This window comes from Novosphingobium sp. ERN07, from assembly GCF_012641335.1.
In the GTDB taxonomy this organism is placed as follows: domain Bacteria; phylum Pseudomonadota; class Alphaproteobacteria; order Sphingomonadales; family Sphingomonadaceae; genus Novosphingobium.
Genome location: NZ_JABAID010000007.1, coordinates 64,161 through 81,547, shown reverse-complemented (window position 1 = coordinate 81,547; position 17,387 = coordinate 64,161). Strand labels below are relative to the sequence as shown.

18 protein-coding genes and 1 tRNA gene are annotated in these 17,387 nt (G+C 61.0%); 9 read left to right on the top strand and 10 right to left on the bottom strand.

The features are described from left to right. Window positions 1–20: 20 nt before the first annotated feature. The 6 genes from accC to HGI47_RS11455 all read right to left on the bottom strand — a co-directional run bounded on the left by accC (window position 21) and on the right by HGI47_RS11455 (window position 3,551). On the bottom strand, window positions 21–1,367 hold the full coding sequence (accC, locus tag HGI47_RS11480) for an acetyl-CoA carboxylase biotin carboxylase subunit (protein ID WP_168852910.1): 1,347 nt from the start codon (window positions 1,365–1,367) through the stop codon (window positions 21–23). 10 nt (window positions 1,368–1,377) lie between these two features. Beyond that, complete coding sequence (gene accB / locus HGI47_RS11475; RefSeq protein WP_240950140.1) at window positions 1,378–1,866, bottom strand: acetyl-CoA carboxylase biotin carboxyl carrier protein; 489 nt, start codon at window positions 1,864–1,866, stop codon at window positions 1,378–1,380. Between the two features lie 100 nt (window positions 1,867–1,966). Beyond that, the gene (gene aroQ, locus HGI47_RS11470; protein WP_168852909.1) at window positions 1,967–2,419 is read right to left on the bottom strand and encodes a type II 3-dehydroquinate dehydratase; all 453 of its coding nucleotides are present in this window, start codon (window positions 2,417–2,419) and stop codon (window positions 1,967–1,969) included. Between the two features lie 75 nt (window positions 2,420–2,494). Further along, window positions 2,495–2,875 carry a hypothetical protein gene (locus HGI47_RS11465; RefSeq protein WP_168852908.1) on the bottom strand — a complete coding sequence of 127 codons (381 nt, stop codon included), beginning with the start codon at window positions 2,873–2,875 and terminating at the stop codon, window positions 2,495–2,497. Between the two features lie 53 nt (window positions 2,876–2,928). Next, window positions 2,929–3,342 (bottom strand): holin family protein, encoded by a 414-nt coding sequence (locus HGI47_RS11460; protein WP_168853020.1) that lies wholly within the window; start codon window positions 3,340–3,342, stop codon window positions 2,929–2,931. Between the two features lie 132 nt (window positions 3,343–3,474). Beyond that, window positions 3,475–3,551: transfer RNA gene (locus HGI47_RS11455), tRNA-Pro, on the bottom strand. 216 nt (window positions 3,552–3,767) lie between these two features. Here HGI47_RS11455 and yajC point away from each other — a divergent pair. Genes yajC through secF form a run of 3 tightly spaced genes read left to right on the top strand, consistent with a single transcriptional unit; the run spans window position 3,768 to window position 6,725 of the window. Then, a complete protein-coding gene (gene yajC, locus HGI47_RS11450; protein WP_168852907.1) occupies window positions 3,768–4,097 on the top strand; it encodes a preprotein translocase subunit YajC in 330 nt (109 codons plus the stop codon). Window positions 4,098–4,124: 27 nt separating this feature from the next. Continuing rightward, window positions 4,125–5,732, top strand: a complete 1,608-nt coding sequence (secD, locus tag HGI47_RS11445) for a protein translocase subunit SecD (protein WP_168852906.1) — start codon at window positions 4,125–4,127, stop codon at window positions 5,730–5,732. A gap of 15 nt (window positions 5,733–5,747) precedes the next feature. Then, window positions 5,748–6,725 carry a protein translocase subunit SecF gene (gene secF / locus HGI47_RS11440; RefSeq protein ID WP_168852905.1) on the top strand — a complete coding sequence of 326 codons (978 nt, stop codon included), beginning with the start codon at window positions 5,748–5,750 and terminating at the stop codon, window positions 6,723–6,725. 36 nt (window positions 6,726–6,761) lie between these two features. Here the strand turns inward: secF and HGI47_RS11435 are convergent, their stop codons facing one another. Next, on the bottom strand, window positions 6,762–7,949 hold the full coding sequence (locus tag HGI47_RS11435) for a glycosyltransferase (protein WP_168852904.1): 1,188 nt from the start codon (window positions 7,947–7,949) through the stop codon (window positions 6,762–6,764). A gap of 2 nt (window positions 7,950–7,951) precedes the next feature. Further along, window positions 7,952–8,524 (bottom strand): helix-turn-helix domain-containing protein, encoded by a 573-nt coding sequence (locus HGI47_RS11430; protein ID WP_168852903.1) that lies wholly within the window; start codon window positions 8,522–8,524, stop codon window positions 7,952–7,954. 103 nt (window positions 8,525–8,627) lie between these two features. Here HGI47_RS11430 and HGI47_RS11425 point away from each other — a divergent pair, with 103 nt between their 5' ends. Continuing rightward, complete coding sequence (locus HGI47_RS11425; protein WP_168852902.1) at window positions 8,628–9,101, top strand: DUF6456 domain-containing protein; 474 nt, start codon at window positions 8,628–8,630, stop codon at window positions 9,099–9,101. Between the two features lie 91 nt (window positions 9,102–9,192). Continuing rightward, the gene (locus HGI47_RS11420; RefSeq protein ID WP_168852901.1) at window positions 9,193–11,010 is read left to right on the top strand and encodes a DUF885 family protein; all 1,818 of its coding nucleotides are present in this window, start codon (window positions 9,193–9,195) and stop codon (window positions 11,008–11,010) included. A gap of 76 nt (window positions 11,011–11,086) precedes the next feature. On the opposite strand, the gene HGI47_RS11415 is transcribed toward HGI47_RS11420, so the two are convergent. Then, window positions 11,087–12,880, bottom strand: a complete 1,794-nt coding sequence (locus tag HGI47_RS11415) for an ABC-F family ATP-binding cassette domain-containing protein (protein WP_168852900.1) — start codon at window positions 12,878–12,880, stop codon at window positions 11,087–11,089. Between the two features lie 131 nt (window positions 12,881–13,011). Here HGI47_RS11415 and HGI47_RS11410 point away from each other — a divergent pair, with 131 nt between their 5' ends. Beyond that, window positions 13,012–13,299, top strand: coding sequence for a PepSY domain-containing protein (locus tag HGI47_RS11410; protein ID WP_240950139.1), 288 nt, complete (start codon window positions 13,012–13,014; stop codon window positions 13,297–13,299). A 57-nt stretch (window positions 13,300–13,356) separates the two neighbouring features. After that, a complete protein-coding gene (locus HGI47_RS11405) occupies window positions 13,357–13,677 on the top strand; it encodes a hypothetical protein (protein WP_168852898.1) in 321 nt (106 codons plus the stop codon). A gap of 173 nt (window positions 13,678–13,850) precedes the next feature. On the opposite strand, the gene HGI47_RS11400 is transcribed toward HGI47_RS11405, so the two are convergent. Next, window positions 13,851–14,678 (bottom strand): 23S rRNA (adenine(2030)-N(6))-methyltransferase RlmJ, encoded by an 828-nt coding sequence (locus HGI47_RS11400; RefSeq protein ID WP_168852897.1) that lies wholly within the window; start codon window positions 14,676–14,678, stop codon window positions 13,851–13,853. An 84-nt stretch (window positions 14,679–14,762) separates the two neighbouring features. On the opposite strand from HGI47_RS11400, the gene HGI47_RS11395 reads away from it, so the two are divergent. After that, window positions 14,763–16,409 (top strand): AAA family ATPase, encoded by a 1,647-nt coding sequence (locus HGI47_RS11395; protein WP_168852896.1) that lies wholly within the window; start codon window positions 14,763–14,765, stop codon window positions 16,407–16,409. Between the two features lie 229 nt (window positions 16,410–16,638). After that, on the top strand, window positions 16,639–17,316 hold the full coding sequence (locus HGI47_RS11390) for a response regulator transcription factor (protein WP_039331476.1): 678 nt from the start codon (window positions 16,639–16,641) through the stop codon (window positions 17,314–17,316). Window positions 17,317–17,387: the final 71 nt, after the last annotated feature.

The following is a 17,387-nucleotide window of genomic DNA, read 5'->3' as shown; positions in this document are numbered from 1 at the left end:
CAATCTGGGGCGCTGGAAAATCAGGCGTCTTTCGCCAGCCAGTCCTCAAGCCACTTGATCGTGTAATCACCGCTGAGGAAGTCCGGCTCGTTCAGCAGGCGCTGGTGCAGCGGGATCGAGGTTTTGGGGCCTTCGATCACCATTTCCGAAAGCGCGCGCTTCAACCGCATGATGCAGCCCTCGCGCGTGCGGCCATAGACGATCAGCTTGGCGATCATCGAGTCATAGTATGGCGGGATCTTGTACCCGGCATAAAGACCCGAATCGACGCGCACGTGCATCCCGCCCGCAGCGTGGTAGCTTTTCACCAGACCGGGTGAGGGCGCGAAAGTGAACGGGTCTTCCGCATTGATGCGGCATTCGATGGCATGGCCGTGGAACTCGATCTCTTCCTGCTTGACCGACAGCGGCTTGCCATCGGCAATGCGGATCTGTTCGCGCACCAGATCAACGCCGGTGATCGCTTCGGTCACGGGATGCTCCACCTGCAGGCGGGTGTTCATCTCGATGAAGTAGAATTCGCCATTTTCCCACAGGAACTCGATGGTGCCTGCGCCGCGATAGCCCATGTCGGCCATCGCCTTGGCAACGATGCCGCCCATGCGGTTGCGCTCTTCTGCCGAAATGACCGGCGATGGCGCTTCTTCCAGCACTTTCTGGTGGCGGCGCTGCAGCGAGCAGTCGCGCTCACCCAGATGGATCGCGTTGCCGTTGCCGTCACCGAAGATCTGGAATTCGATGTGACGGGGATTGCCGAGGTATTTCTCGATATAGACGGTAGCATCGCCAAACGCGGCCTTGGCCTCGCTTCCAGCCTGCTGGATCAACGTTTCCAGCTCGTCCGGTCCGTTGCAGACCTTCATCCCCCGACCGCCGCCGCCCGATGCAGCCTTGATAATCACCGGGTAGCCTGCCGCCTCGGCAATCGCTCTGGCTTCAGCAAGGTCGGAAACCGCACCATCCGATCCGGGGACCAGCGGCAAGCCGAGAGCGCCAGCGGTGCGCTTGGCCTCGATCTTGTCACCCATCGTGCGGATATGTTCAGGCTTGGGGCCGATCCATGTGATGTTGTGCGCTTCGACGATCTCGGCAAACTTGGCGTTTTCCGAAAGGAACCCATAGCCGGGGTGGATCGCGTCAGCTTGGGTTATTTCCGCTGCGGAGATAATCGCCGCGACGTTGAGGTAGCTGTCCTTCGCAGCGGGCGGTCCGATGCACACGGCATGATCGGCCAGCCGTACGTGCATGGCATCGGCATCGGCGGTGGAATGCACCGCGACCGTTTCGATCCCCATTTCGTGCGCCGCGCGATGGATGCGCAGCGCAATTTCGCCGCGATTGGCGATCAGCAGGCGCTTGATGGCCATCTGCGGCCCCTTACGCGATCACGACCAGCGGCTGGTCGAATTCGACCGGCTGCGCGTTTTCCACGAGGATCGCCTTGACCACACCGGCGGCGGGCGCGGTGATGGGGTTCATCACCTTCATCGCCTCGATGATCAGCAGCGTTTCGCCTGGCTTTACCGTCTGGCCAACCGAAACGAAGTTCGGCGCGCCGGGTTCGGCGGCAAGATAGCACGTGCCCACCATCGGGGATTTCACGGCACTGGAATGATCCTCTGCAGGCGCAGCGGCCGGAGCCGGAGCCGGAGCCGCTGCGGGGGCTGCCGCTGCCGGAGCAGGTGCGGCCACGGCCACTTGCGCAACAGGCGCTGCCATCAATTGACGAGCAACACGGATTTTGCGTTCGCCGTCTTCCACTTCGATTTCGGACAGGCCGGTTTCGGCAAGAAGCTCAGCCAGTTCGCGCACCAGCTTGCTGTCAATCGCCATGTTGTCGGGCTTGTCGCCGCGTTCGTGACCCATTGGTATTTCCTCGCGGGGTATGAATTCAGGCCTCGCGCCATGCCCGCAAGGCGGCGGGCTGGCAAGAGGGCGCGGGGCTGGAAGGTGGAAAACGCTGGTTTCAGAGCCGCGAAACTGCGTCCAAAGCGACCAGATAGCTGTTTGCACCGAACCCGCAGACTGTGCCAAGCGCGGCCATGCCGACGTAGGACTTGTGCCGGAAATCCTCGCGCTTGTGCGGATTGGAAAGGTGAACTTCGATCACGGGCACCTTGATCGACTTGATCGCATCGTGCAGCGCAACCGATGTATGCGTGAATGCACCGGCGTTCAGCAACACCGCCTTCACGCCTTCTGCCTGTGCCTCGTGCAGCCAGTCTATAAGATGGCCTTCGTGGTTTGACTGGCGCATGTCGATTTCGAAGCCCAGTTCACGGCCCCGGTCATCCAGCATGTCGGCAATATCGTCGAGCGTTTGCGAGCCATAGATTTCGGGTTCGCGCAGGCCCAGCAAGTTGAGATTGGGGCCGTTCAATACATAGATGGTAGCAGCGGAACTCGCAGGCTCGGTCATCGCATTTCCCCGATCGGTAATTGCGGACCGTGATAGACGCGGATACTTGCGGTGCAAGCCCGCTTGTGCGCGCGATCAGCCTTCCGGTGCGATCATCGGCGGTGGCGGAACGCCATCCTGATTGACGCCGACATCGCTTTCCGGGGCATTGTCGAATTCGGCTTCGCCATTGTCAAAGCTTGGCTCGCCGCCTGCGTCCGGCATCGGTGCCGAATTGGGTTGCGCCGCCATGTTGATCGCTTGGCGTGAGCGCTTGTCTGCGGCATCCACCTTCTTTTCGAGTTCGGCAATTCGTGCATCAACCGCCGGATCTGAGTGGCTGCTTCCGCAGGCACCAAGTGTCAGCGCCAGTGAAAGCGCCAGAATCACGGGGGAGACGGCAACGCGCATCCCACGTGATTCTTCGGGCCGATGGCTGGCCGAATGCGATTCCGTGCAGGCAGAACGTGTGATCATTGCCATGCTGTAGCAAAAGGAGGTTACCAGAAACTAACCAACCTGACTGGCGTTCACCGGTCTGTGCCCTTCGCTTTGCCCCATTGCCGCGCTGCCGTGTATCCCAGATAGCCCGTCCCGAAGAGTGCATAGAGTGGTTCGGGCAGGCCGCCCAGATAAGCGTTGATGCCCTGCGCGATGCCCTTGGCTGCATCCGGGCGGAATGCGGCAATCAGCCCCATCGGCAGCGCCCACAGGATCATGATGTACATGACATATAAAAAGCCAGGCCGCGCGCGGCTGGTCCAGGGATCCGAAGAATTGGCCTCGGCCACGATGGCCGACATGCGTGTGCGGATCTGTTCCAGTTCCTGCGTGCCTTCCAGCTTGATCAGTTCAAGCTTGGCCCTGTCGCGCGCTTCCTTGTCGGGGATCACCTTGTCGATGATCGACGAGATGGGAGAGATCAGTGCTTCGAGAATGCCCATGATGTGCGTCCTATCCATTGAAAGACGCGCAATTAGATAACCATATCGGTTCGTGTAGGAAAACATTTTCCAGCAAAAAGGCCCGAAACGCCAAAGCGGCTGGCTTTGTTAAAGTGTTTGGCCTTTTGAAATTGGTCGGGACGAGAGGATTCGAACCTCCGACCCCCACACCCCCAGTGTGATGCGCTACCAGGCTGCGCTACGTCCCGACCGGAAGCGCGCCTATAGGCACCACTTTTCAGGAAGGCAAGCGCCCGTTTGCCAAAGGGAGCACATATCGCGGCGGATGCCGCTGGCGCGCTTTGATTGCCTTGCTCGGGCCAACCTGCTAACCGCCCCGTTCAAATCGACCAAGGCTTGGAAAATGCGAAAAATCGCCTTTGCCGCGGTTGCAATACCATAGTCGCGATCCCAGAAACGGACCCATGATGCTGAGCACTCTTTCCGCCGCCGCCGCAAATGCTGGCCAGCCCCCCGCATGGATGAGCTTCCTGCCGCTGGTCGCGATGGGCTTCATCTTCTGGTTTCTGATTCTGCGCCCACAAATGCGCCAGCAGAAGGAACACAAGGCCAAGATCGCCGCGATGAAGAAGGGCGATATGGTCGTCACCGCTGGCGGGTTGATCGGCAAGGTTATCAAGCTCGACGATCACTACGTCGAACTGGAACTCGGCCCTAATGTGAAGGTCAAGGCCGTGCGCGCGACGATTGGCGATATCGTGCCGCCTGGCGGTTCCGCGCCTGCCAACGACTGATCTCTTTTACCTGAAGGCTGCCCGCCCATGCTCGATTTTCCGCGCTGGAAGGTGATCTGGCTCTGGTTCATTACGCTGATTTGCGTCGTGGCCGCGATCCCCTCGCTCACTTCCACTATGGGCCTTGGCTGGCCTTCGGGATTGCCCGAACCCAAGATCAACCTTGGGCTTGACCTTGCTGGTGGCAGCCACATCCTGCTCGAAGCCGATCCCTCGCAGGTGCGCCAGCAGCGCATTGAAGGCATGGAGGAATCGGTCCGCAACAAGCTGAAGCAGGACGGCAACAAGATCCGCATCAGCGATATTTCCAACCGCGACGGCGCGCTGACGTTCATCGTCGCCAATGCTACGCAGGTTGACGCCACGCGCGAAGCGATCCTGCCCCTGACCAACGGGGCAGGGCTGACCGGCCAGCGCGATTGGGACATCAACGTTGTCGATGGCAACCGGTTCGTGCTGAAGCCCACCGAGGCGGGCATCAATCAGGCCGTCACGCAGGCGATGGACACGGCGGTCGAAGTGGTGCGCAAACGTATCGACGCGCTGGGCACCAAGGAGCCGACGATCATCCGTTCCGGCCCGTCGCGCATCGTCGTGCAGGTGCCGGGTCTGCAGGATCCGCAGGCGCTCAAGAACCTGCTTGGCCAGACCGCAAAACTCGAATTCAAGCTGGTCGATACCACTGCGCTGCCGTCCGACGTCGCGCAGGGCATCGCGCCTCCGGGCAGCGAAATCGTGCCGTTCGCCAGCCCCGCTGCGGGTGGCGGCGTGCCGACCATCGCGGTCAAGCGGCTTGGCGGCATCCGCGGCGATCAATTGACCAACGCGCAACAGACGAACAACCAGCAAACCAACGAGCCGGTCGTCAACATCACTTTCAACACCGAAGGCGGTGCCAAGTTTGCCAAGCTCACCACGCAGAATACCGGAAAGCAGTTTGCGATCATCCTCGACGGCAAGGTGCTGTCCGCGCCGACTATCAACGAACCGATCCTCGGCGGCAGCGCGGTGATTTCGGGCAGCTTTACCACTGAAAGCGCCAATGCGCTGGCCATTTCGCTGCGGTCTGGCGCGCTGCCGGTGGATTTGAAGGTTGTGGAAGAGCGGACCGTCGGGCCTGATCTTGGCGCGGATTCGATCCGCAAGGGCATGATCGCAATGGGCGTCGGCACTGCGGCTCTCGCGGTGTTCATCCTCGTCACCTATGGCCGCTTTGGCGTCTATGCGAACCTTGCGGTCGCAATCAACGTGCTGATGATCCTCGGCATCATGGGCATCATCGGCACCACGCTGACTCTGCCGGGCATCGCCGGATTCGTTCTAACCATCGGCGCCGCAGTCGATGCCAACGTGCTGATCAACGAACGCATCCGTGAAGAGCGGCATCGTGGGCGCAAGGTCGTGCAAGCGGTAGAACTTGGCTATAAAGAAGCCAGCCGCGCGATCTTCGATGCCAACATCACCAACGTGATCGCGGCTGTGCTGATGTTCGCCTTTGGCTCCGGTCCGGTGAAGGGCTTCGCGGTCGTGCTCATGATCGGCATCGCCACATCGGTGTTCACCGCCGTCACGCTTACCCGCATGTGGGTGGCGCAGTGGCTGCGCCGCGCTCGTCCCACCGAAATCGCCCTGTAAGAGGAGGCTGAACCCATGAAACTCCTCAAGCTCGTTCCCGATAACACCAACATCCACTTCCTGAAGTGGCGTCTGCCGTTCTACATCGTCAGCATGGTCCTGATTGCGGCGTCGTGGGGGCTGGTCCTGACCAAGGGCCTCAACCTCGGCGTCGATTTCATCGGTGGCCAGATGATTCGCGTCACGTTTGAACGCAGTGCCGAAGCGCCCGTGGTCGAACTGCGCGAACAGGTCGGCAAGCTCGGCTATGGCGAGCCGGTGATCCAGCGCTTCGGCAAGCCGAACGAAATCTCGATCCGCATGAAGCTGCCCGAAGGCGCTGAAAGCGACGCCGCGCTGTCGGACAAGATGGCCCGCACGATCACGGCCGACATCAAGAAGAACCATGCCGACGCGCGCATCGATGGCGTGGACTCGGTATCTGGCAAGGTTTCCAAGGAACTCGGCTGGGATGCGTTCAAGGCGCTCGGCCTCGCTTCGCTGGCGGTGGCGGCCTATATCTGGCTGCGGTTCGAATGGCAGTTTGGCGTGGGCGCGCTCTTCGCGCTGGTCCATGACGTGTCGTTGACGTTGGGGCTTTTCGCGCTGTCAGGCATGGAATTCGATCTCAACATCGTTGCCGCGCTGTTGACGCTGATCGGCTATTCCTTGAACGACACCATCGTGGTTTACGACCGCATCCGCGAGAACATGAAGAAGTTCCGCAAGATGCCGATGCCGGAACTCCTCGACCTTTCGGTCAACGAGACTCTGGCCCGCACCCTCGTTACGTCACTGTCGATGCTGATCACGCTGGTTGCGCTGCTGCTGCTGGGCCCTGACGTGATCTTCGGTTTCACGGCCGCCATCACGCTTGGCATTTTCGTCGGCACTTATAGCTCGATCTATATGGCGGCGCCGATCCTGATCTGGCTGAAGGTCAACCCAAACAGCTTCGTCCCGACCGAATCCGCGCTGGAAAAGCAGGAACGCATGGCGCGCGAAGGCGCATAACGTTCCGGCCCAGCACAAGAATTGCGGCGGCGAAGCTCAGCGCTTCGCCGCCGCTTTCGTATAGATGTCCGCCAGTGCTGCCGCATTGGCTTCCCAACTGAATCGTTCGGCATTGGCGGCAACCCGCTGCTGGCTGGGCGGATTGGCGAGCAGTTCTGCCACGCCTTGCGCGATGGCATCTGGCGTTCGCGCCACGATGCGGCCAGCACTGGTATCCTGCACGACCTCGCGCGCGCCACCTACGTCGGGGATCACGACAGGCGTGCCGCAGGCCAAGGCTTCGATCCACGCATTCGCTAGCCCTTCGCGCTCAGAAGGCAGGACCATCGCATCTGCGGCGCAAAGCAGGTGGGGAAGCATGTCATGTTCAACCGAGCCGAGGAATTGTACGCGTGCTTCAAGACCCAACTCGCCCACCAGACGGCGCAGCGCCGGTTCGTCCGCGCCCGTTCCGGCAATTGCCAGCCGCACGTCATCGGGCAGCATCTGCAGGGCGCGGATCGCCAGCGCCTGCCCCTTGATTGCCAGCAGCGCGCCGACGCACAGTAGCAATCGTCCTTCCGACCAGACTTGCATCGAAGGCAAGGCTGAGATCAGTTGCCGCGCGGCCTCTCGCTCAAGCGGTTGGAAGCGTGCGCGATCAAGGCCCGTATAGTGAACTGCGATGCGCTCCTCCGGCATTCCCATCGCCACCATATCCCGCGCCAGAGCGCGTGAGACCGATAGCAGTGCCGATGCCTGATCTGCCGCCGCCAGCATTTGCCGTCGTGCCAGAGCCTTTTCGCCCCACAGGTGAATGTCCGATCCGCGCGCCTTGATGGCCAGCGGCAGGTTCAGCGCGCGCGCCACTTTTGCGGCGGCTGGCCCATCGGGATAGAAGAACTGCGCATCCACCATATCGAACGGCAGTTCGGCATGAAGCCTGCGCGCCAGTGGCAGCACTGCGTGCGCGATCAGCGTGGGGTTGATCGGCCCGGAAAGCCCTGGCACCAGCAGAAAGCGTGGGTGATGTACGGTAACTGCGCCCTGCTGCTCCACTTCGGGGATCTGGTCCAGCGCGGCATAGCGCTGCATCGGCAGTGGCGGCTTGCCGATGGGGTTGACCACCGTCACATCCCAATCGCCACGCGCTGCCAGCGCTTCCATCTGGCGCGAAACAAAACGTCCAAAGCCGGTGCGACCCGGCGCGGGGTAGAGCGTCGATATCGAGAGCAGGCGCTTCAAGGTCAGAGCTTGCGCACGAGCATTTCGGCAAGACCCAGCCAGGCTGGACGGTCGATCACCACCTGCCGCTGTCCGGGGCCGGGGGGCAGCAGCGCCACGCGCCCGTCGCGCTGGTCGATCAACCGGCCAAAGGCAAAGCGGCCGCCGGGGCGCGGGGCCAGCACATCGCGGTTGAAGGCGCGCGCGAAGTCTTCCGGCTCGATCTGGCGCAGCCACACCTGATCGCCCGCCCTGTATTCGCCCGCGCTGTCGTCCACCGCCATTGCCATCAGTCGGGCCGAACCATCCAGCGCTACGGGCAGGATCGCGTCCATCGGCTTGGCCAGCGTTTCGGCCCCTTGCGTGCCGAGCCGTGCCACCAGCCGAGCGGGGCTGTCTTCTTCGGCTTTCACCAGCAATTGCGGGTCGACGCCCAGCGCCGCGCCGATGCGGTTCATCCACGTCAGCGAAAGGCTGCGCATTCCGGTTTCCAGCCGCCCTATGGTCTGCGCGGTCGTCGGTGGATCGCAGCGGGCGGCAACATCGGCCAGCGTCAGGCCCTTTTGGCGGCGGATATCGCGAATTCGGTTGATCATGATCCGGCCTGTTTAACCGCAGCGGTGTTTTTTGCTTTCCTACAAAGTGCGAGGCGAGGCAAGTCCTTTGCGTGTTCTACTCATGTTCCATAAGGAAATGCTGATGGCCCGGATGCTTGCAACCCGCGAACTGACTGTCGAAGGCCCCCGCCGCAGCGCGGAATGCTCTGCACGCGGCCGTTCTGTGACCGTAAATCTGGCCGAATCGCCACTGACATGGCTTTACGCACGCGGCCACCTGACCGACCGCCAGTTCGATGCCGGAGAACGGTTGCGCGCCGATTTCGAACGTGCGCAGCTTTCGCCATCTGTCACGATGCGTTGGGATGTGGTGCGCGTTCGCGGCACATCGGATCGCGGGTTAAACGCCAGCGAACGCCAGATCGCCGCGCGGCAGCGTTTCGATGCCGCCATTGCCGACGCGGGCAAGGGCTTGTCCGATATCCTGTGGCGCGTGGTCTGCGCGGGCGAGGGGCTGCCTGCAGCAGAGAAGGCGCTCGATTGGCCCGCGCGCAGCGGCAAACTGGTGCTGCGAATCGCGCTTGATCGCGTGGCCGATCACTATCGCATGGCCTGAGTGAAGGTATCTTTTGCAACAAAAAGGGCTTTGAACCCGTCTCCGGCTGTGGCACCGCTCCGCCACTTTGTGATTCCCGGAGATTTCGTTCATGACCGTCCGCTTCAGTCGCCGTTCGTTCGTTGCCTCCGCCAGCGCCGCCACCGCGTTGGCGGCGCATCCCGGCTTGGCCTTTGCAGCCGCCAAGGGTGAGGACGGCCGGCTCGATGCGCTGTTTACGCGCATTTTCAACGATCAGATGATGCTTGCGCCAACTTATGCAACCTCGCTGGGGCTGGATAAGGGCGCGATGGCGGGCCTGCGGTCGAAGCTGGGCGATAACAGCGCGGCTGGCCGTGCCAAGTCTATCGCGCAGACGCGCAAGGCGCTGGCTGATCTTGCGAAGATCAATGACAAGGCGCTTTCACCCGCGATGAAGGTGAACCTCGATGTCGTGCGCTACCAGCTTGAGCGCCGCCTTGATGGCCCGCGTTTGGGCGTGGACAGCCCTCAATCGCCCTATCGCATCACGCAGCGTTCCTGTGCTGCGTTCAGCGTCCCCGATTTCCTCGATTCGACGCACCCGATGGAAACTTCGGCTGATGGGGAAGCCTATCTTGCCCGCCTTGCCGCGCTGCGCACACAAATCGACAACGACATTACCGAACAGCGTGAACAGGCCGCGCGTGGGCTGCTAGCCCCTGCATGGTCGCTCGACCTTGCGTTGATGCAGTTGCGCAAGCTGCGCGCGCCTGAACCGGCTCAGTCGTCGATGGTCCAGTCGCTGGTCCGCCGCACCGCGAAAAAGGGGATCGCCGGCCAGTGGCAGCCTCGTGCCGAAGCCATCGTGCGCGATGCGATCTATCCGGCGATCGACCGCCAGATCGCGCTGCTCGAACAGTTGAAGCCCACCAGCACTGCGGGCGACGGCGCATGGCGCATCCCGCGCGGCGATGAAATTTATGCCGCCGCGCTGAAGCAGGCGACCACTACCGACTATACGCCGGAAGAAGTTCATCAGATCGGCCTCGATCAGGTGGCTGAACTCACCGCACAACTCGATACCGTGCTCAAGGCCGCAGGCTACGCCACCGGAACCGTGGGCGAACGCCTTGCCGCGCTCAACACGCTGCCCGAACAGCTCTATGCCGCCACGCCCGAAGGCAAGGCCGCGCTGATCGCCAGCCTTAATGCGGGCGTGGCCAAGATGAACGCGCTGCTGCCCCGCGCCTTCGCCACGCTGCCCGATCAGCCGCTCGACATTCGTGCCGTGCCGGTGGAAATTCAGGATGGGGCCGCCAACGGCTATTACTACTCCGCCTCGCTCGATGGCACGCGCCCCGCGATCTATTGGATCAACCTGAAAGAGGTGTCCGACTGGCCGAAGTACACGCTGCCCTCGCTCACCTACCACGAAGGCACGCCCGGCCATCACTTGCAGATCAGCCTTGCGCAGAAGTCTGACAGTATCCCGCTGATCCGCAAGACCGGTGGCTTCTCGGCCTATTCCGAAGGCTGGGCGCTCTATTCGGAACAGGTGGCTGACGAACTCGGCGCGTATGACGGCATCGAAAAGGCGGGCTACCTCCAGTCCTTCCTGTTCCGCGCCACGCGTCTCGTGGTGGACACCGGCCTGCACACCAAGCGTTGGAGCCGCGAAAAGGCGACGGATTACATGGTCGCCACCACCGGCTTCACCCGCCCGCGTACCTTGCGCGAAGTGGAGCGGTACTGCACCAGCATCGGGCAAGCCTGCAGCTACAAGATCGGCCACATTGCCTGGCTGCGCGCGCGTGAAAAAGCGCAGAAGGCCTTGGGTGACAAGTTCGATATCAAGCAGTTCCATGAAGTCCTGCTTGAAGGCGCAATGCCGCTGTCGATCCTGGAAAAGCGCATCGAAGAGCGCACGGCGGCCGCGTTGAAGGCCTGACGCCGCCAGCAAACTGTCCACAAAACGCTGTGTGCCCCCGCGAAGGCGGGGGCGCATCGGTGTCACTGGTGAAGCCTTACCCCTCAACCATCTCCGCCAGTTCCAGCCAGCGCTCTTCCGCCGCGTCCTTCTCGCCGCGCACTTTTTCAAGCGCAGCCATCAGCGCGTCGAACTTCTTCGGGTCCTTGGCATAGAGATCAGGATCGGCCAGTTGCGCCTCACCCCGCGCAATCTGCGCGTCCAGTTCCTCGATCCGCCCCGGCAGCAGATCGTAATCGCGCTGGTCCTTGTAAGACAGCTTGCCCTTTTTCGCAGGCATCGGGGGAGGGGGTGGGGCGCTCTCAACCTTCTCGCCACCGGCCTTCGCCACCGGCTTTCCCGCCAGCCGCTGCTTCCTGATCTTTTCCCAGTCGGCATAGCCGCCCGCGACGATATCGACCTTGCCCGATCCATCCATGCCCAGCGTGATCGTCACCGTCTTGTCCAGAAAGTCACGGTCGTGGCTGACGATCAGCACGGTGCCGTCGTAGTCCGAAATCACTTCCTGCAGCAGGTCGAGCGTTTCCAGATCGAGGTCATTGGTCGGCTCGTCCAGCACCAGCAGGTTTGAAAACCGCGCAAATTCGCGCGCCAGCAGCAGGCGTGACCGTTCCCCGCCCGAAAGCGTGCCCACGCGCGCCTCGACCAGCCCCGGATCAAACAGGAAGTCCTTGAGGTAGCCGTGGATGTGCTTGCGCTCGCCGCGCACGTCGATCCAGTCGCTGCCATCGGCCAGCACGTCGCGCACGCGCTTGTCGGGTGCCATCAAGCTGCGCTGCTGGTCGATGAACACGGCTTGCAGCGTATTGGCGAGCGTGATCGTCCCGCTGTCCGGCTCCAGTTCCCCGGTCAGCAGCTTCAGTAGCGTCGTCTTCCCCGCGCCGTTCGATCCCACCACGCCGATGCGGTCCTTGCGCGTGATGCGCAGGGTGAAGTCCTTGACGATGGGCCGCTCGCCAAAACTCTTGTTCACCCGGTCCGCAACGATCACCGCCTTGCTCTTGGCGTCGTCACTCGCAATCGCCAACTTAGCCGTGCCCTGCGGCGTCAGCATCGCCGCCCGCTGCGCCCGCATTTCATAGAGCTTTTCCAGCCGCCCCATGTTCCGCTTGCGCCGTGCCGTCACGCCGCGTTCCAGCCAGTGCGCCTCGATCTTCAGCTTGGCATCCAGCTTGTCCGCCGCGCGCGCTTCCTCGGCATAGGCCTGTTCCATCCACGCTTCGTATCCGCCAAAGCCGATGTCCTTGCGCCGCAAGCTGCCGCGGTCCAGCCACAGCGTCGCCTTGGTCAGCCGTTCCAGAAACGTGCGGTCGTGGCTGATCACCACAAAGGCCCCGCGATAGCGCGTCAGCCAGTCTTCCAGCCAGTCGATGGCGGCAAGATCAAGGTGGTTGGTCGGCTCGTCCAGCAGCAACAGGTCCGGCTCGCTCGCCAGCGCGCGGGCCAAGGCCGCCCGCCGCCGCTCACCGCCGCTGGCGCTGTCCGCCTTGCGCGAAAGATCGATGCCGAGCTGGCCTGCGATGGATTCCACCTCATGTTGTGGCGGCGCGTCCTTGCCCGAAAGCGCAAAGTCCAGAAGGGTGTCGAACCCGGTGAAGAACGGGTCTTGCTCCAGCGTCACGATGCGGGTGCCCGGCTGGATCGATCGCGTGCCCTTGTCGGCATCCACTTGCCCGCCCAGCAGCTTGAGCAGCGTCGTCTTGCCCGCGCCATTGCGCCCGATCAGCGCAAGCCGATCACGCTGCTGGATATGAATGTCGAGGTTCTGAAAGAGCCAGCCATTGCCCTGGACAAGGCCAAGGCCCTCCCAGCTAAGTATCGGTGCCGCCATGCGCCGCGCTTAGCCGCAGCGTTGCCCGCGCGCAACGCTGGAAGATTAAGGGTGGCGACCATTCACATTCACCGCTTGTTCAATGCTCCGGGTTTAGGCATTCGCCCATCATGTTTCGTGCAACCACCCTTATGGCTTCTGCCCTCGCCATGTCGCTGGCGGCGTTGCCTGTGGCCGCACCGGCCCAGCAGCGCCCCGACGAACAGAACGAGGCCCGCCGCGATCTGCGCGCCGGCAACGTGCGTTCGCTGCGCGATATCGAACGCCGCGTGCTGCCGACCAAGCCGGGGATGCAATACCTCGGCCCGGAATATGATCCTTCGGCAATGGTCTACCGCCTGAAGTTCATCCGCGATGGGCGGGTCGTATTCGTCGATGTCGATGCGCGCACCGGGCAGGTGATGGGCGAAAGTCGCTAACGCCAATCCGCAATCCGCCGGTGGTGTGTGGCGGCAGACCTGCTAGACGCCACACCCATGAGCAACATCCACAGGCTTTCCGGCATCGTCAGCGTCGGCGCATTTCAATACGAATGGGAACTGCGCAGCGAGCCGCAGTGGAGCGAGTTCGACGGCTGGAGAGGCATGACCGTTTCCCTGCTGCGCAAGAACACCCAGCGCGGCGCCCTGCTGGAATTCCCCCCGCCGAAACGCCTGCTCAAAGGTATGCAGCGCGGCCGCCTTCAGGTGAGCGACGCCGTAGTGATGCGTGGCATCCAGGCCGCGCTGGACGCCGGATGGGAGCCTGAATCGCGCGGCAAGCCGATGGTGTTCATGGTAGACGCCGACGGCAATTAGCCATCCGCATCGAATGAGCTATCCGCATCCAGACGCCACCAAACACCCCGTCACCCCGGGCTTGACCCGGGGTCCCGCTTTTCTTCGGGCCTTGCGCAAGACCTGAAGGACAAAAAGAAGCGGGATCCCGGATCAAGTCCGGGATGACGATGGTGGAATAGAAGGCAGCTACATCACGCCAGCCACTCCGCCCCAAGCGTCCCCCGGTGCCCCTCCGGCGCCAGCGCCGCGCGCAGTGCTTCCAGCATCGGCGGCAGAGCTTGCGTAAAGGCATAGGGCGGGTTGACGATAAACAGCCCCGCGCCGTTATAGATGCCGGGCTGATCGGCATCGTAAAGCCAGTGCTCGATGGAGAGCATCTTCGGAATGCCCGTCTTGCGCAGGCGCTCCTTCCAGCGGACATGCGTGTGGCGCTCTTTCAGCGGATACCAGATCACCGTCACGCCATGCGCCCACTTGCGGTGCGCGGCGGCAAGCGTCGCCACGATCCGCTCGCGCTCGTCGGTCTGTTCATAGGGCGGATCGACCACCACCACACCGCGCGGCGTGCGCACCGGCACCATCGCCAGCCACAGCTCATAGGCATCGCGCTGATGCACCGCAGCAGACGTATCGCGCATAACCGAGCGCAACTCCTTCACGTCCTCCGGGTGCTTCTCGTTCAGGATCAGCAGATCCTGCGGGCGCAGCAGCGGCGCAAGGAACTGCGGCGATCCGGGATAGAGCCGCAACCCATCGCCCTCATTCACCGCCCGCACAGCGGAGCGATAGTCGTCCAGCAAGGGGTTCGCATCGGCAAAAGCCCGCAACACCCCCTGCGCCGCCTCCCCCGTGCGCTGCGCCTGATCGCCATAGAGATCATAAAGCCCGCACCCGGCATGGGTATCGATCAGCGTCAACGCGCTGTCCTTGATCTGCAAGGCCCGCACGAGCGCGATCAACAGAGCGTGCTTCACCACATCGGCGCTGTTTCCGGCGTGGAAGGAATGGCGGTAGTTCATGGGGGCTAAGATTTTTGTACCTGATCGGTTTACGGAAGGAGCTAGCTTAAGTAGGCTCTGTTCAGATTTTTTGGGTGATCATCCGTGCAGCTAGAATCAATCCAGATTGAAAAGTTTAAGCGGATCGACGCTATAGATTTGCCACTTGCTGATCTCAATATACTCGTCGGGTCTAATGGAAGCGGTAAGTCTTCGATACTGCAGGCGCTACACTTAGCATCATGCTTGATGCGACAGGCAGACCGAATTCGCACTGGATCCACGGCGATGGTTCGAATCGCTGATTTAGATTATCTCCCATCGGATGAATATTGGCGACTTGGTCATGGAGCGCCTTGGGGTAACCGATCAGATAGCCCCTCGTCCAAGGTATTTTTCAATTTCCGAGATGAAGGAGGGGCTCAGATCGCTGCGCATCTCGAGATGCGGTCTGCGCGGAACGCCGGTATTTCTGTGCAAGGTGAACTTCCAGAGCTCGTGCGCCCTCAATTTCGCGGCGTTGAGACTTTTTTTAGCGGGTTTATTCCCGGAATATCGGGTATTCCAAACGTAGAGCAAAAGAATTCCAAAAGGGTGGTGTTGAAAGCTTGCTCCTTCGGCGATTCGAATGTTTACCTCCGAAATGCGCTTGATCTTCTGCCACCCGAAAGCTTGGCCCAAATTGAAAATTGGCTCAACCCTCTCCTCGGCTCAATAAAGCTAAAGGTCAGCTTCGATGAAGCTAAGGATTTTGATATTCATGCCGAGGCAGAGATTGATGGCCTCTCGATGCCCTTAGAGCTTCTTGGTACGGGTTTTCTTCAACTAATTCAGATTTTCTGCTACATTCTACTGTTTAAACCGAAGATTTTGTTAGTCGATGAGCCTGACATTCATCTGCATCCGTCTGTGCAAGAGAAACTTGCGTTAAGCTTACTTGAAATAGCGCGAGCGCAAGGCATCAAGATTATCATGACAACGCATTCGCCCTTCATTGTGCGAGGTGCGCCGGCGGATACGAACGTCATCTGGCTAGCTGACGGCGAAAAGAAGACTGATGACCGTTCTGTCGTCGAACTCGCCTTGGGTTGGGGCGCGTTCGGCAAAAAGGTTATCGTTGTCAGTGAGGACGCCAAAAACGACTTTTTGAAAAAGTTGATCCGGCAATGGCCCGAGATTGATCGAGCTGTAACGGTTCTGCCCGGACGAGGCTACCAACACCTACTGTCCAAAAGCGAGGCAATAGAACTAAGAGCCTCGCTAGGTAATAAGTTCAAAGTCCTAGTGCATCGTGACCGCGATTCATTGACGGATGCTGAAGTTTTGGCGTTAAAGGCCGACTATGAAAGTGAAGGCATTCGGTTGTGGGTTACAGATCAGTCCGATCTTGAGGCTGAATTTTGTGATAGTGCTTTTCTCTCATCCCTTACGGGCGAACCGGTTGCCACATGTGAAGGTTGGATTGCTGATGTCCTAGCTCAAAACCAAGCTCCAATTACGGAGCAGTTCGCAGCGCAACGTGCCGCACATAACGCGGAACTCCATAAAGCAGGAGGTAGCCCGCCAAATGAAGAAGTATGGGCATCTTTCCAAGGTCGACCTTTAAAAGGTGCAAAAGGAAAGACGGTATTTAAGCAGCTGAAGAACAAAGTTCCCGGTAATAAATTTTCAGAAATCGCAGTTCTTAATCACGATAATCATCCCGAACGTGCTGCTAGCCTCAAGGCTAACTTGGCGGATTTGCTAGCTTAAAGGTGGCATAGTAAATACGATCATCATGCCTGCTATATGGCATCATTAGGCTGCATATGCATTCTTTGATCTTTTGAACGTCAATCCCCCGATCTATGCCAAGACCCTTGCATGGGCCCAACACCCTGAACAAACCCCAACACCCCTATTCCTTGACCGTTCAGGTTTCCCGCCCCATCTACCGATCCAACTGACCGCGCCGCATGAGGCGCGCTGCAAGGGGCAAGTGATGCGCATTCTGATCGTCGAGGACGAACCCACGCTCGGCAAGCAGCTCAAGAACACGCTGGAGCAGAACGGCTATGCCGTCGATCTGTCGGTCGATGGCGAGGACGGGCACTTCATGGGCTCCACCGAGGAATACGATGCGGTTATTCTCGACCTCGGCCTGCCAGAGATTGACGGCCTGACGGTGCTGGGCATGTGGCGCAAGGAGGGGCGTAAGTTCCCGGTCCTCGTGCTCACCGCGCGCGATTCATGGTCTGACAAGGTGGCGGGTCTCGATGCCGGGGCCGACGATTATCTGGCAAAGCCCTTCCAGACCGAAGAACTGATTGCCCGCCTGCGCGCGCTGATCCGCCGTGCTTCGGGCAATTCCTCGTCCGAACTCACCGCAGGCGACGTGCGGCTGGACACCCGTTCGGGCCGCGTCACGCTGAATGGCGAGCCGGTGAAGCTGACCGCGCAGGAATACAAGCTCCTGTCCTATCTGCTCCACCACAAGGGCAAGGTCGTCAGCCGCACCGAACTGATCGAACATATCTACGATCAGGATTTTGACCGCGATTCGAACACCATCGAAGTCTTCGTCACGCGCATCCGCAAGAAGCTTGGCCCCGATGTGATCACCACGATCCGCGGCCTTGGCTACAGCCTCGACGATCCCGCCGAACCCGGTCGCGGTTGATCGGCTGCCGCTTTTGCACGCCAGCGTCGCAAACCCACCCCCAACCCCTCCCGCATGCGGGAGGGGAGCGA

What these genes read in the sequence shown, in the direction of transcription:
- HGI47_RS11410 (WP_240950139.1), top strand. Translation starts at nt 13,012, where the DNA reads ATGGCTTCTGCCCTCGCCATGTCGCTGGCGGCGTTGCCTGTGGCCGCA.
- HGI47_RS11430 (WP_168852903.1), bottom strand. Translation starts at nt 8,524, where the DNA reads ATGATCAACCGAATTCGCGATATCCGCCGCCAAAAGGGCCTGACGCTG.
- yajC (WP_168852907.1), top strand. Translation starts at nt 3,768, where the DNA reads ATGATGCTGAGCACTCTTTCCGCCGCCGCCGCAAATGCTGGCCAGCCC.
- HGI47_RS11425 (WP_168852902.1), top strand. Translation starts at nt 8,628, where the DNA reads ATGGCCCGGATGCTTGCAACCCGCGAACTGACTGTCGAAGGCCCCCGC.
- HGI47_RS11460 (WP_168853020.1), bottom strand. Translation starts at nt 3,342, where the DNA reads ATGGGCATTCTCGAAGCACTGATCTCTCCCATCTCGTCGATCATCGAC.
- HGI47_RS11420 (WP_168852901.1), top strand. Translation starts at nt 9,193, where the DNA reads ATGACCGTCCGCTTCAGTCGCCGTTCGTTCGTTGCCTCCGCCAGCGCC.
- aroQ (WP_168852909.1), bottom strand. Translation starts at nt 2,419, where the DNA reads ATGACCGAGCCTGCGAGTTCCGCTGCTACCATCTATGTATTGAACGGC.
- secF (WP_168852905.1), top strand. Translation starts at nt 5,748, where the DNA reads ATGAAACTCCTCAAGCTCGTTCCCGATAACACCAACATCCACTTCCTG.
- accB (WP_240950140.1), bottom strand. Translation starts at nt 1,866, where the DNA reads ATGGGTCACGAACGCGGCGACAAGCCCGACAACATGGCGATTGACAGC.
- secD (WP_168852906.1), top strand. Translation starts at nt 4,125, where the DNA reads ATGCTCGATTTTCCGCGCTGGAAGGTGATCTGGCTCTGGTTCATTACG.
- HGI47_RS11465 (WP_168852908.1), bottom strand. Translation starts at nt 2,875, where the DNA reads ATGATCACACGTTCTGCCTGCACGGAATCGCATTCGGCCAGCCATCGG.
- HGI47_RS11405 (WP_168852898.1), top strand. Translation starts at nt 13,357, where the DNA reads ATGAGCAACATCCACAGGCTTTCCGGCATCGTCAGCGTCGGCGCATTT.
- HGI47_RS11415 (WP_168852900.1), bottom strand. Translation starts at nt 12,880, where the DNA reads ATGGCGGCACCGATACTTAGCTGGGAGGGCCTTGGCCTTGTCCAGGGC.
- HGI47_RS11400 (WP_168852897.1), bottom strand. Translation starts at nt 14,678, where the DNA reads ATGAACTACCGCCATTCCTTCCACGCCGGAAACAGCGCCGATGTGGTG.
- HGI47_RS11390 (WP_039331476.1), top strand. Translation starts at nt 16,639, where the DNA reads ATGCGCATTCTGATCGTCGAGGACGAACCCACGCTCGGCAAGCAGCTC.
- accC (WP_168852910.1), bottom strand. Translation starts at nt 1,367, where the DNA reads ATGGCCATCAAGCGCCTGCTGATCGCCAATCGCGGCGAAATTGCGCTG.